This window comes from Collinsella aerofaciens (assembly GCF_040920445.1).
In the GTDB taxonomy this organism is placed as follows: Bacteria; Actinomycetota; Coriobacteriia; order Coriobacteriales; family Coriobacteriaceae; genus Collinsella; species Collinsella aerofaciens_BH.
Genome location: NZ_JBCOTQ010000059.1, coordinates 1 through 12,686 on the forward strand (window position 1 = coordinate 1; position 12,686 = coordinate 12,686).

The following is a 12,686-nucleotide window of genomic DNA, read 5'->3' on the forward strand; positions in this document are numbered from 1 at the left end:
GTATCGACGTGATGCTGGCCGGCGTCTCGGACGATGATGAGGTCCGTGCCCGCGACATTCGTGTTGATGACGAGGGCCGTCCGGTCTTTACGCTCGATTTTGGCCAGGGCGAGACGATCGATACCATGCTTGCCATCCCCGGCGTGCAGTCCGTCCCAAATGCCGTTAAGGCCGCCGCGGTTGCCTATCGCCTGGGCCTGACGCCCGAGCAGATCGATGCTGCCTTTAGGGGCCTCACGATCACCGGTCACCGCCAGGAGATCAAGCGCGCCAAGAGCGGTGCCCGCGTCATCGACGATTCCTATAACGCCAGTGCCGAATCCATGGCTGCTGGCCTCGATCTACTGTGCTCGCTTTCGTGCACGGGGTCTCGCATGGCGATCCTGGGCGAGATGGGCGAGATGGGCGATGAGGCTCCTCGCATGCATGAGCTCGTGGGCGCCTATGCCGCCGCCAAGAAGCTCGACATGCTGGCGTGCGTGGGTGGTGAGCTGGCCCAGCTTATGGCCGATGCCGCGCGCATGATGGGCATGGACGAGGACCGCATCCAGGTGTTCTCCGATTATCAGCAGGTGCTCGACCGCATGGGCGGCGCGCTTGAAAAACATGATGTTGTACTGGTCAAGGGTTCCCGCTTTGTTGAGCTCGACCGCTTTGTGGAAGGTGTGTGCTAGCCCATGTTCGGCAATCCCTCGTATCCAACGTATCAGGCTTTTTTGGGGCTTGGCATCGCCGCTGCCATTGCGCTGCTGCTCATGCCGTGGTGGATCAAGCTGCTCAAGGTCGAGGGTATCGGCCAGCAGGTTCGTGCCGACGGCCCCAAGCGTCATTTGGTTAAGCAGGGAACGCCCACCATGGGTGGCGTTGTCATTCTCGTCGCGATTTCGCTGACCTGCCTGCTGATGGGCAAGCTCACCACCGAGCTCGTGCTCGTGCTGCTCGCCACGCTGGCGACCGGCGTGCTGGGCCTGATCGACGACCTGACCTCCGTTACGCATGGGCGCTCGCTCGGTCTGACGCCTCATGCCAAGATGATCGGCCTAACCATTATCTGTGTCACCTTTACGGTACTTGCCGTTAACTGGTGCGGCGTCGCCCCCGAGATTCGTTTTCCCGGCGGCCTGACGATTGACCTTGGCGTGCTTTCGACCACCATCTGCGGCCTTTCGTTCCCGTGGTTCTACATTGTTTTTTGCTGGCTGATGATCGCCGGTCTTTCTAATGCCGTGAACCTGACCGATGGCCTTGACGGTCTTGCCGGCGGCACCTCCATGATTGCCATGCTCGCCATGGCTGCCATGGCGTTTTTGCACGGAGACGTGAACCTGTCCATCTTCTGCACCGCGTGTGCCGGTGCCTGCTTGGGCTTTCTGTGGTTCAACTGCTATCCGGCGAGCATCTTTATGGGCGATACCGGCTCGCTTGCCCTGGGCGCCGCGTTTGCCTGCACGTCCATCATGACCAACACCGAGGTCGTCTCCCTCATCATCGGCGGCCTGTTTATCGTTGAGACCCTGTCGGTCATGATTCAGGTTGTCTACTTCCACTTTACGCACAAGCGCGTCTTCCTTATGGCGCCCATCCATCATCATTTCGAAAAGAAGGGCTGGGCCGAGACCAAGGTCGTCATCCGTTTTTGGATTATCGCTGCGGCCTTTGGTGCCGTTGGCCTTGCCCTGTTCTTCCAGTTGGGATAGTGGTCTTTCATGTCTCTTGCTGATGTCTTTAGCCTGCTCGTTTTGGGTCAGGGCAAATCCGGTCTCGATGTCGCCCGCTGGGCGCTGGCACATCCCGAGCGCGTAAGTGCCGTTACCGTGTATGGCGGTGGCACCTCTGAGCCCAATGACGCCACGCGTGCGCTCGAGGCTGCTGGTGCGTCGTTTGTCTATGGGACCGAACAGGTCGAGGGCGCCTATGACGTATGCGTGACGTGCCCGGGCATCTCGGAGTTCTCGGGCTTCTTTAAGGCTGGGCGCGAGCATGCCGCCCAGATTATGGGTGAGCCCGAGTTTGCCTATCGCCTGTCGCCCGATAACTGGATTGCCATCACGGGCACCAACGGCAAGACGACCACCACGTCGCTGACTGATTTTCTGCTTAAGGCTGCCGGCGAGGCCAGCGTTGCTGTCGGCAACATCGGCGAGCCGCCGGTCAACGAGATTGACGGCCGAGCCCACAACGAGTGGTTTGTGGCTGAGCTCTCGAGCTATCAGATTGCTGCGACAACCGAGCTCCACCCCCGCGTGGCGGTGCTGCTCAACATCACTCCCGACCACTTGGGCTGGCATAAGAGCCATAAGAACTATGCGCTTGCCAAGATCAAACTGTTTGACAATATGGTCGATGACGATCTGGTGGTTGTCGACGTCGAAGACGCCGGCATTCACGAGTTCGATGAGTACATCTACACGCCGGGTCGTCGCATCTGCAAGGTTGCCTTTGACGAGCCTGAGGGCGAGGATGCCGCCTTTGTGCGCGATGGCAAGATGATCGTGCGTCTGAAGGGTGTCGAGACCCCGCTCATCGCTACATCCGAGCTCAAGATCTCGGGCCATCACAATGTTATCAATGCCCTGTGCGCTGCCACGGCTGCCTTGGCAGTCGGTGCCGATGTCGATGGTGTCTGCCGCGGTCTTGCCTCGTTCCAGCCGCTCGAGCACCGCGTGGAGCCGTGTGGCGAGATTGACGGCGTGCGCTACGTCAACGATTCCAAGGCGACCAACACCGATGCGGTCGAGAAGGCACTGACGGCATTTCCCGATGACGACGTGATCTTGCTGCTCGGCGGCCACGATAAGGGCACGCCGCTCACGGACTTCGCGCGCGTCGTTATGGACAACGTGCGCTCGGTCGTCTGCTTTGGCGATGCGCGCGAGCGCTTCACCGCCGCTATGGACGAGGCCGATGTCGATGGCGATGTGGATATCGCCCAGGCGGATGACCTGCGCGACGCCGTGGACGTTGCCCGTTCGCTTTCGAGCCGTGGTGACGTGATCTTACTTTCTCCTGCCTGCTCTTCGTTCGATGAGTTCTCGGGCTATGAGGAGCGCGGCCGCGTGTTTAAGGACTACGTGGCTCAGCTTGCCGCTGCGGCGAAATCACAAATGGAATAGGGGTTGCGGTGAGAGAGGAGAGCCCCCGACAAGGTATGAGGAGGCCCGACTCGGACCGTGCTTCCTCACGTCGCACCACACCGCGTTCCAGCCGCGGCGGGCAGTCGTTTAGCGAACGCTATATTGCCGGCGTTCCCGCCCGTATCATGCGCCCCCGTTTGATATTCATGGCCTGCTTGTTTACCTTGGTATGCTTTGGCCTGCTGATGGTGTACTCGGCGTCTTCGGTCGAGGCGCTGCACGAGAATGGCTCGGCGACGTTTTTTCTGGGTCGACAGGCCGCGTTTGCCGTGGTCGGTGTTCTGGCGCTGATTGCCATCGTGCGCGTTTTGCCGGACAGCTGGTTTGGGGAGGATGTGCTCAGGATCTTCCTTATCGGCATGATAGGGCTACTGCTTCTGGTGTTCTTGGTGGGCAGCGGCAGCCGCGGTGCCACGCGCTGGCTCAACATCGCCGGTATTCAGTTCCAGCCTTCCGAGTTTTTAAAGCCATTTGCCATTGCGTATTCGGCCATCATGCTTGATCGCTTCTTTTCGCCCGGTGGCAACATCAACGAATTCCTTCGCAAGATGGGCATCTACCTGGGCATTTCGCTCTTTCTGATTTTTATCCAGCCCGATTTCGGTACTGTCCTGATCATCCTGTTGACCCTCATGTGCATGGCGTTGTTTGCGGGTCTCGACCCCAGATTTATCATCGGCGTGCTAATCTTCGGCATTCTCGTGATCGTGATTGCGCTTGTCGCAGAGCCGTACCGTATGGTGCGTATTCAGGTTGCCTTGAACCCTTGGGCCGACGAGTATGGTGACGGCTATCAGGCCACGCTTGCCATCATGGCCTTTGCCTCGGGCGGTCTGTTCGGCCGTGGCATCGGCAACTCAACCATGAAGTACTCGTATCTGCCCGAGGCACACAACGACTACATCTTGGCCATCATTGGCGAGGAAGTCGGTTTTGTCGGAACCGTGCTGTTCTTCTTGGTGTTTGCGATGCTGATCTACTCGGCGTTTCGCATTGCCGAGCAGGCGACCGATCGTCGGGGCGCGCTCATGGCGTCTGGCTCCGCGGTCATTCTCGCGGTGCAGTTTTTGATTAACGCGCTGGGCATCCTCAACGTGTTTCCCATGACGGGCAAACCGTTGCCGTTTATTAGCTACGGCGGTTCGTCGATTATTGTGTCGCTCATGCTTGCCGGGTTGATCCTGCGCGTTTCGTACGAGAGCGCCCGCCGCGATGAGTATGACCGCCGCCGTGAGAGCTTTGCCGTTATGGATGAGAGTACCGCCGGCTTGCCCCACGTGCGCGGCGAGCGATCTTCGCGTAACGGTTTTACCGTCCTGGATGGCTCTGCGACCGAGCCGGCAGCCCGCCCGCGTCAGCGAACGGTGCCGCAAGGTCGTCCTCAGCGCCCCACTCCTCGCAATGCGGGCGGCGGATATAATCGAATCGATTTGAACTCGGACCCGTCGGCGCGTCTGCGTACCGACGACCAGGGACCGCGTGTACGAAGGGACTACCATGACCGATAAAATGACCGTTGCTATTGCAGCCGGCGGCACGGCAGGACACATCAACCCCGCGCTCGCCTTGGCCGAAGAGCTGCGTGACCGTGGCCACCACGTTGTGTTCGTGGGCCAGTCGCGCAAGCTCGAGGGTCGTCTGGTCCCCGAGGCTGGGTTTGATTTTGTGCCCATTACGGTCACGGGCTTCGACCGCTCCCGTCCTTGGACGGCGCTGACCTCGCTGTGGCGTGTCAACAAGGCCAAGCGTGCGCTCGCCAGTCATTTCTCAAAGGTCGGCAAGCCCGATGCCGCCATCGGTTTTGGTGCCTATGTCGAGGTTCCACTGCTGGGGTGGTGCAAGGGCGCAGGCGTCCCGTATCTGCTGCATGAGCAGAACTCTGTTCCGGGCCTGGCCAACAAGATGATGAACTCCCACGCCGCCCGCGTGTGCATCTCGGTGCCGGCAGCGCGTTCGGTCTTTGAGCGCGAAGGTGACCCTGGCCACGTGCTCATGACCGGCAACCCCGTACGTCGCTCGGTAATCGAGGGCGATCGCGCTCGCGGCCGCAAGGCACTTGGCGTTCCCGAGGACGCTACGCTGCTGCTCGTCTTTGGCGGTTCACTTGGCGCCCAGCACCTCAACGAGCGCGTGGCTTCGCTCAAAAACGAGCTGCTTTCGCGCAAGAACCTCTATGTGTTGCATTCGACGGGTGCCGATGGCTTTGAGGAGACCGAGCGCGCTTTGGCGCTGACGCCCGAGGAGGCGAAGCGTTACCGCGTCCAGCCTTACATCGACAACATGGGCGATATGCTGGCTGCTGCCGATTTGGTGCTCTCGCGTTCGGGCGCATCGAGCGTGGCCGAGATCGCTGCACTCGCCGTGCCTTCGGTGCTCGTGCCGTACCCGCACGCCACGGCCGATCACCAAACCACCAATGCCCGTTATCTGGTCGACGCCGGGGCCGGCGTGCTCTGCGCCGATGCCGATATCGACGGTTCTGCCTTTGCCGATGAGCTGCTGCACCTGGTCGATGACGCGGCGGCGCGCGACGCCATGCGTCAGGCGGCGCGTGGTCTGGCTCAGGATAGGGCCGCCGCTCTTCTGGCGGATGCGGTAGAGGGTTTGCGTTAGTTAGACGGGATATCGTCGGTCGCCCTCGCGCTGATGCGGTTGGTGCGGTACAGTTAACGGGTTACAGGCAGTGTTTACGCAAGGAGTACACGAGCACATGGCTGATTCCCAGACTGCAACCTCCGCGCCCGAGTTTAAGAGCGCCCACTTTATCGGTATCGGCGGCGCCGGCATGAGCGGCATCGCCCTCGTTCTGCACGAGCGCGGTTATGCCGTTACCGGCTCCGACCTTAAGACGTCACGTTATATCCGCCAGCTTACCCGCGCTGGTGTGAAGGTGCATGTGGGCCATGAGGCCGCCACGATCGACGAGGTCAAGCCCGACGTGGTTGTTGTCTCTACCGCTATTCCGGAGTCCAACCCTGAACTCGTGCGCGCTCGCGAGCTTGGTATTCCCGTGTGGCCCCGTGCCAAGATGCTCTCTGCTTTGGGCCACGGCTACACCACCGTCGCTGTTGCCGGCACGCATGGCAAGACCACCACGTCTTCGATGTGCGCCACCATGCTCGACCGCATGGGCCTGGATCCGAGCTTCTTGATCGGCGGCATTGTCGAGGGCTATGACACGAACGGCAAGAACGGCTCGGGCGACTACTTTGTCGCCGAGGCCGACGAGTCCGACAGCTCCTTCCTGTTCCTGAACCCCAACGTGGTCATTGTGACCAACGTCGAGGCCGACCACCTCGATCACTACTCGGGTATCGAGGAGATCGAGGCAACTTTCGCCAAATTCATGAGCCTGGTGGGCGAGGACGGCACCGTCATCGTCTGCGGTGAGGACCCGCATCTGGTCGAGCTCGCCAAGTCGACGGGCCGTCACGTGCTTTCCTACGGCTTTGCCGAGAGCAACGACATCGTCTGCATGCACCCGGATGTCAAGGGCATCCAGAGTGACTTTATCGTTCGCTTTGAGGACGGCACTGAGCATGCTGTGGAGATCAAGAGCAATCCCGGTCGCCACAACATGCTCAACGCCACGGCGGTGCTCACCGTCGCCCATGTCCTGGGCCTTGACATCGACTCCGCCGCCAAGGCGCTCTCGAGCTTTGAGGGCGTCCGCCGTCGCTTTACCCACGTGGGCGATATCGATGGCATCACCGTGGTCGATGATTACGGCCATCACCCCACCGAGATCAAGGCGACGCTTGCTGCCGCTTCGTCGCTGGGCTACAAGCATGTCGACGTCGTGTTCCAGCCGCACCGCTATTCGCGCCTGCAGGCCCTGTGCGACGACTTTGCCGATGCATTTGCCAATGCCGATAAACTGCTGCTGATTGATGTGTTCTCGGCTGGCGAGATGCCCATTCCGGGTGTTACCTCTAAGATGCTCGCCGATACCGTGCGCGCCAAGCATCCTGGCAAGGAGGTCGTGTACTGCTCCAGCCGTCTTGAGCTCAATCAGGAGCTCGAGCAGATGGTGGGCGAGGGCGACTTGCTGCTCACTATGGGTGCCGGTGACGTTACGACCGTCGGCCCCGAGTTTATCGAGTATTTGACTGCCAAGAAAGACGCTTAAGTCTAATGGGTCTGTTTAACGCCGTCATGGCGCTCTCGGGCATGATCGACACGGATGTGATCGAGGACGAGCGCCTTGCGCGTCATACGAGCTATCGTATCGGCGGCAAGGCCGACCTCTTTGTGACGTGCCATAGCTATCATGCCCTCCGCCGCGCCGTGGCGGTGCTCGATCGCGAGCAGGTGCCGTGGGTCATCATCGGCAAGGGCTCCAATCTGCTGGTTGCCGATGGCGGTTATCGCGGCGCCGTCATTTCGCTCGGACGTGAGTTTCAGCGCACGGTTGTTGCCGATGACGGTTGTACGCTGACGGTCGGTGCGGGCGTGATGTTTGCGCGCCTGGTCAACGATGCCCTGTCGCGTAGCCTCTCGGGCCTTGAGTTTGCCGTTGGCATCCCTGGCTCGGTTGGCGGTGCGATATCTATGAATGCCGGCACACGGACCGAGTGGATTGGCTCGCTGGTTGAGGATGTCGTAACGTTTGACCCGGCATCCGGTATCAAGCATTATGCGGGGTCCGAGATCACTTGGGGCTACCGCGAATGTAGCCTTCCCCGCAATGAGATTATCCTCGAGTGCGTGCTCAAGCTTAAACCGGCGCCCAAGGCCGACATTCGCGAGCGCATGGAGCGGTACCTGACGAGGCGCAAGCGTACGCAGCCCATGGGTCGCGCATCCTGCGGGTCGGTCTTTCGCAACCCGCCCGATGCGAGTGTGGGCAAGCTTATCGAGGATTGTGGATTAAAGGGTTTTTCGATTGGCGGCGCGGAAGTTTCGCCCGTTCACGCTATTTTTATCGTTAATAACGGAACTGCCTCGGCCGATGACGTTGCCGCGGTTATCAGACATGTGCACGGAAAGGTGAGGGAGGCGTATGGCATCGAGCTCAGACCGGAAGTTAAATTCCTCGGCTTCTAGAGCATCGAAACCCACCTTCCGCCGCGCCGGAGGGCGTTCCGGCGCGCCTGCCAAACCTCAACGCAATACCGTCGCGCACTCTAAGTCTGTCGGGCATGCTCGACAGACCAGTCGTCCGGTTGTCGGCTCGCAGCTCGGTAATCGTCCGGCCGCAAAAAAGTCCTCGCGTCCCTCGGTGACGTCAAAGCCTGTTATGGGCGCCAAGCCCGCCCGTCCCATGGCAACTCCTAAGCCCTCGACGGGAACTAAAGCGCCGCGTCCAGGTCGCACGCTGGGCGCATCGAAACCGCGCTCGCTGACATCGGTGCCGGCTACCGCCAAGAAGCCTTCGGGTAAAAAAGGAGTCAACCCGTTGTCTTCACTTGGGGCGATGGTAAATAAAACATCAGACGCCGCTTCTGTCGTTGCAGGCAAAGGCAAAATCGTGGGCGGCGTTCTGGCCGCCTTGGCCGTGCTCGTCGTCGTTGCCATCGTGGTGATCAACTCTGGATTGTTTACCGCCACTGATATTCAGATTCAAGGCAGCGAGCATGTGACGAAGCACGATGCTATCCAGCTGATCGATTTGCCCGAGGGAACGTCGCTTTTTAACGTCGATCCCGACCAGATTACCGAGGACCTCAAGCAGAATCCGTGGGTCTCGGGCGTGGATGTCCAGCGTCAGTTCCCGCATACGCTCATCATTACGCCGATGGAGCGCAAGGTCATCGCAATTGCCTATATCAGTTCCGATGACCTTGCCTGGGCCATCGGGGATGATGACACCTGGATCGCCCCACTGTCGACGTCGGTCGAAGTGGACGACCAAGACAACGTCATCACGACAGGGCAGGGCTCAAATACCTTGACCGGAATCGATGCCGCGCTGGCGCTCGCTAAGCACTATGGCGCGGTGTTGTTGACTGATGTCTCGGCGGATGTCGCTCCGGTTTCCGGCCAGGCAGTGAGCTCCAAGGCCGTTAAGGCTGGCTTGGATTATGTGCGTGGTTTTTCGAGCGAGTTCTTGGGACAAGTCAAGGATATTTCCACGCCTTCGGTCGAAGCCATCTCGGCAAACCTCAATAACGGCATTGAGGTGTCGCTGGGCGATTCGAACGATATCGTCAAGAAGGAGCGCGTAGTCACCAAGCTGCTTTCGCAGGTAGAGGGCGTAACGTATATCAATGTGCGCTCTCCGGGTAACTATACATTTAGGAACGCTCCGACCTCGTAGCGCTGGTTGATGCTTTGTTGAGGGGCCATACCACGCCGTTTATCTGGTTTGTTTGGTTTTCACGGTCAATTATTTGACTGATACGTTCATAATGTGCAAACATAATACGGTTTACCTTTGCATTTACTTTCAACCTGAAGGTTAATGTGCGCAGGGGTCGACCCATGCTATGGCTATAACCTTTGTTCGGAGGACCGACATGCACGAGACAGAGATCAACAACTACCTTGCCGTCATTAAGGTGGTCGGCGTCGGCGGCGGCGGTACCAACGCGGTCAATCGAATGATCGAAGAGGGCATCCGCGGCGTCGAGTTTGTTGCCATCAACACCGATGCTCAGGCACTCGCGATCTCTGATGCCGATATCAAGGTGCACATCGGCACCGACCTTACCCGCGGCCTGGGCGCCGGCGCCAACCCCGAGGTTGGCCGCAAGGCTGCCGATGAGTCCCGCGACGACATTGCCGAGGCGCTCGCTGGCGCCGACATGGTGTTCATCACCTGCGGCGAGGGCGGTGGCACCGGTACCGGCGCTGCTCCCATCGTTGCCGATATCGCGATGAACGAGGTCGGTGCGCTGACCGTCGCCGTCGTGACCAAGCCCTTCACCTTCGAGGGCCGCAAGCGCAAGAAGAGCGCCGAGGAGGGCATTAAGACCCTCTCCGATTGCGTCGACACCATGATCGTCATCCCTAACGATAAGCTGCTCGACATCGCCGAGAAGAAGACCACCATGCTCGAGGCCTTCGCGATTGCCGATGGCGTCCTTTCCCAGGGCACCCAGGGCATCACCGACCTCATCACCGTCCCCGGTATCATCAACCTGGACTTCGCCGATGTTAAGACCATCATGAAGCAGGCCGGTACCGCCATGATGGGTATCGGTACCTCTTCTGGGGACACCCGTGCCGTCGACGCTGCCCAGCAGGCCATCTCCAGCCCGCTGCTCGAGAGCTCCATCGATGGCGCCACGCGCGTGCTGCTCTCCATCGCCGGTTCCAAGGACCTGGGCATCCAGGAGATCAGCGACGCCGCCGACGTTGTCGCCAACGCCGTCGACCCCGAGGCCAACATCATCTTCGGTACCGTTGTCGACGAGTCCCTGGGCGATCAGGTGCGTATCACCGTCATCGCTACGGGCTTCTCCGACTCCAACGTCAACCGTCAGGACGAGCTCTTTGCTGCTCAGCAGTCTCAGAGCAAGGCCGCTGCCTCCGCTGAGCCGCAGCGCACCGCTCCTGCCACGAGCCCGGCTCAGGCCGCTCCGACCCGCAACGTCGGTGGCACCGAGCTTCCTAACTTCGGCAACGATCAGTTCGAGCTTCCCGACTTCCTGAAGCGCGGTAGCTTCTAAGTCGTTCTTTGCATTGTTGTGCACAGGGGCGTGTCCGTATGGACGCGCCCTTTTTATTTCGACTTTGTAAACTAGAACCTCCAATCTCTTTACGTTCCCTTTACGATTGCCTCCAGCGCAGCAGGTATCCTTTTAGAGAAGTATGACAGCCGTATAAACGCGGGCTGTAGCGGCGATGCCGCGGTACTTGTGTTATTAGGAGGCTTTAGTATGGCAGCACGTGCGGACAAAGTTTCGCGTGTCGACCATGATGGAGTTACGTTGGTGGAGGGCGCGACATCCGATGTTCGCTTTGCCTTCACCGAGCGCGCCGGTGGCGTTTCCGAAGATGCGTACTCCTCACTCAACTTGGGCTCGCATGTTGGCGATGACCCCTTTGCTGTTCAAGAAAATCGTCGTCGTGCGCTCGAGGCTATGGGTGCCGCCGAGTGCGAGCACAACCTGCTCGTTCCCAATCAGGTCCATGGTGATCATATCGTTGCGGTGACCTCGAACGGCGCCGATGACCTTGAGGACGTTCGCGAGCAGATTGCCGAGGGCTGTGATGCCATCGTCTGCACGGCGCATAACGTGCCCGTGCTGCTCTGCTTTGCCGACTGTGTTCCCGTGGTGCTGGTGGCCCCCGGCGGATTTGCCGTGGTGCACTCCGGTTGGAAGGGCACGATTGCACGTATTTCCGCCAAGGCGTGCCAGGCGCTTTGCGATGCTGCCGGTTGCGATGCGAGCGACGTTTCCGCCTATATCGGCCCCCATATCTTGGGTGACGAATATGAGGTATCCCAGGAACTCATGGATCGCTTTGCCGCCGAGTTCTCTTGCATCGATGCGAATACCTCTCGCATGCTTGATCTTTCCGCTGCCATTCGCGAGGCGCTGGTAGATGTCGGTGTCGACGCGGATAATATCGTGGATACCCAGCTTTCGACCGTGCGTCAGAACGACCGCTTTTATTCCTACCGTAACGAGGACGGCACCTGTGGGCGCCATGCTGCGATCGGCATGATGCTATGAGAAAGATCGTATCGGTCCTGAGCGCCGCTGTGTTTACGCTTACGCTGTGCGCCTGTTCTTCGGGATCTTCTACCTCTTCCATTACCGTGGCCGGCTCCACGACCTGCCTTCCTATCGCCGAGATTGCGGCCGAGGGCTTTAAGGAGGAGACCGGCATCGACGTGCTCGTTTCCGGTTTGGGTTCTTCCGCTGGGATCGAGGCCGTCAGCGCCGGCACGGCCGATATCGCCAGCTCCTCCCGTGGACTCAATGCCGACGAACAGGATCTGGGCCTGACTCCCATCGTCATTGCCCACGACGGTATTGCGGTCATCGTGAACGACGACAACCCCGTCGATAACCTCTCGACCGAGCAGCTCCGCGATATCTACGCCGGCAAGATTACCAATTGGAAAGAGGTCGGTGGCGAGGACCTGAGGATTCAGGTCATCAACCGAGACGAGGCGTCCGGTACGCGCGAGGCCTTCCGTACCATCGTGATGGATGGCACGCCGTTCGATCGCCGCTCGGCTGTTCTTTCGGGTACGGGCCAGGTGCGCGACGTGGTATCTCGTTCGCGTGGGGCCATCGGCTACATTTCGCTGGGCTTCGTCGATAGCCTCAACGCCAAGACCTCGGTCAAGGCCGTCTCGGTCAATCATGTTGAGGCGTCCGAGAAGACGGTCGCGAGTGGCGGCTATCCCATCTCGCGCGACCTTTACTTCTTTGTGAAGGGTGCGCCTTCGCAGCAGGCGCAGGATTACATTGACTATGTGACGTCCGAAAAGATGGACAAGCAGATTCGCGAGGCGGGCTTTATTCCCGTCACCAACGACGAGAAGGGGAGTGAGTAGCATGGAAGCACAGGAAAACTCCCAGACTGAGCAGAATGTTCAGACGCCCAAGAAGCGCGAGCTGGCGCTCGTATCGCGCAGCACCTATATCAAGG

Annotated in this window: 11 protein-coding genes; all 11 read left to right on the plus strand. The window is 59.8% G+C overall.

What is annotated here, in order from left to right; translation table 11 throughout:
* A partial coding sequence (locus tag AB5405_RS08570; RefSeq protein WP_368138198.1) for a glutamate ligase domain-containing protein occupies positions 1–674 on the plus strand: 674 nt, incomplete at its 5' end.
* A 3-nt stretch (positions 675–677) separates the two neighbouring features.
* Entirely contained in the window at positions 678–1,697 is a 1,020-nt protein-coding gene (gene mraY, locus AB5405_RS08575) for a phospho-N-acetylmuramoyl-pentapeptide-transferase (RefSeq protein WP_349116802.1), read from the plus strand.
* A gap of 9 nt (positions 1,698–1,706) precedes the next feature.
* The gene (gene murD, locus AB5405_RS08580; RefSeq protein WP_368138199.1) at positions 1,707–3,113 is read left to right on the plus strand and encodes a UDP-N-acetylmuramoyl-L-alanine--D-glutamate ligase; all 1,407 of its coding nucleotides are present in this window, start codon (positions 1,707–1,709) and stop codon (positions 3,111–3,113) included.
* Positions 3,114–3,148: 35 nt separating this feature from the next.
* Positions 3,149–4,642: a putative lipid II flippase FtsW gene (ftsW, locus tag AB5405_RS08585; protein WP_050766083.1), complete on the plus strand. Its 1,494-nt coding sequence runs from the start codon at positions 3,149–3,151 to the stop codon at positions 4,640–4,642.
* Entirely contained in the window at positions 4,632–5,747 is a 1,116-nt protein-coding gene (murG, locus tag AB5405_RS08590) for an undecaprenyldiphospho-muramoylpentapeptide beta-N-acetylglucosaminyltransferase (RefSeq protein ID WP_006234259.1), read from the plus strand. The genes ftsW and murG overlap by 11 nt, the downstream gene beginning before the upstream one ends.
* 97 nt (positions 5,748–5,844) lie before the next feature.
* Positions 5,845–7,263: a UDP-N-acetylmuramate--L-alanine ligase gene (gene murC, locus AB5405_RS08595; RefSeq protein ID WP_260699166.1), complete on the plus strand. Its 1,419-nt coding sequence runs from the start codon at positions 5,845–5,847 to the stop codon at positions 7,261–7,263.
* Between the two features lie 5 nt (positions 7,264–7,268).
* Positions 7,269–8,180, plus strand: coding sequence for a UDP-N-acetylmuramate dehydrogenase (murB, locus tag AB5405_RS08600; protein WP_368138200.1), 912 nt, complete (start codon positions 7,269–7,271; stop codon positions 8,178–8,180).
* A gap of 424 nt (positions 8,181–8,604) precedes the next feature.
* On the plus strand, positions 8,605–9,393 hold the full coding sequence (locus AB5405_RS08605; RefSeq protein WP_346979352.1) for a cell division protein FtsQ/DivIB: 789 nt from the start codon (positions 8,605–8,607) through the stop codon (positions 9,391–9,393).
* Between the two features lie 199 nt (positions 9,394–9,592).
* On the plus strand, positions 9,593–10,747 hold the full coding sequence (ftsZ, locus tag AB5405_RS08610; protein ID WP_022094491.1) for a cell division protein FtsZ: 1,155 nt from the start codon (positions 9,593–9,595) through the stop codon (positions 10,745–10,747).
* Between the two features lie 210 nt (positions 10,748–10,957).
* Positions 10,958–11,758 (plus strand): purine nucleoside phosphorylase YfiH/LACC1 family protein, encoded by an 801-nt coding sequence (locus AB5405_RS08615; RefSeq protein WP_055286078.1) that lies wholly within the window; start codon positions 10,958–10,960, stop codon positions 11,756–11,758.
* Positions 11,755–12,591, plus strand: a complete 837-nt coding sequence (locus AB5405_RS08620; RefSeq protein WP_346979698.1) for a phosphate ABC transporter substrate-binding protein — start codon at positions 11,755–11,757, stop codon at positions 12,589–12,591. Before AB5405_RS08615 ends, AB5405_RS08620 begins: the two co-directional genes overlap by 4 nt.
* The last annotated feature ends 95 nt before the right edge of the window (positions 12,592–12,686 follow it).

What these genes read in the sequence shown, in the direction of transcription:
- mraY (WP_349116802.1), top strand. Translation starts at nt 678, where the DNA reads ATGTTCGGCAATCCCTCGTATCCAACGTATCAGGCTTTTTTGGGGCTT.
- murD (WP_368138199.1), top strand. Translation starts at nt 1,707, where the DNA reads ATGTCTCTTGCTGATGTCTTTAGCCTGCTCGTTTTGGGTCAGGGCAAA.
- ftsW (WP_050766083.1), top strand. Translation starts at nt 3,149, where the DNA reads ATGAGGAGGCCCGACTCGGACCGTGCTTCCTCACGTCGCACCACACCG.
- murG (WP_006234259.1), top strand. Translation starts at nt 4,632, where the DNA reads ATGACCGATAAAATGACCGTTGCTATTGCAGCCGGCGGCACGGCAGGA.
- murC (WP_260699166.1), top strand. Translation starts at nt 5,845, where the DNA reads ATGGCTGATTCCCAGACTGCAACCTCCGCGCCCGAGTTTAAGAGCGCC.
- murB (WP_368138200.1), top strand. Translation starts at nt 7,269, where the DNA reads ATGGGTCTGTTTAACGCCGTCATGGCGCTCTCGGGCATGATCGACACG.
- ftsZ (WP_022094491.1), top strand. Translation starts at nt 9,593, where the DNA reads ATGCACGAGACAGAGATCAACAACTACCTTGCCGTCATTAAGGTGGTC.
- AB5405_RS08615 (WP_055286078.1), top strand. Translation starts at nt 10,958, where the DNA reads ATGGCAGCACGTGCGGACAAAGTTTCGCGTGTCGACCATGATGGAGTT.
- AB5405_RS08620 (WP_346979698.1), top strand. Translation starts at nt 11,755, where the DNA reads ATGAGAAAGATCGTATCGGTCCTGAGCGCCGCTGTGTTTACGCTTACG.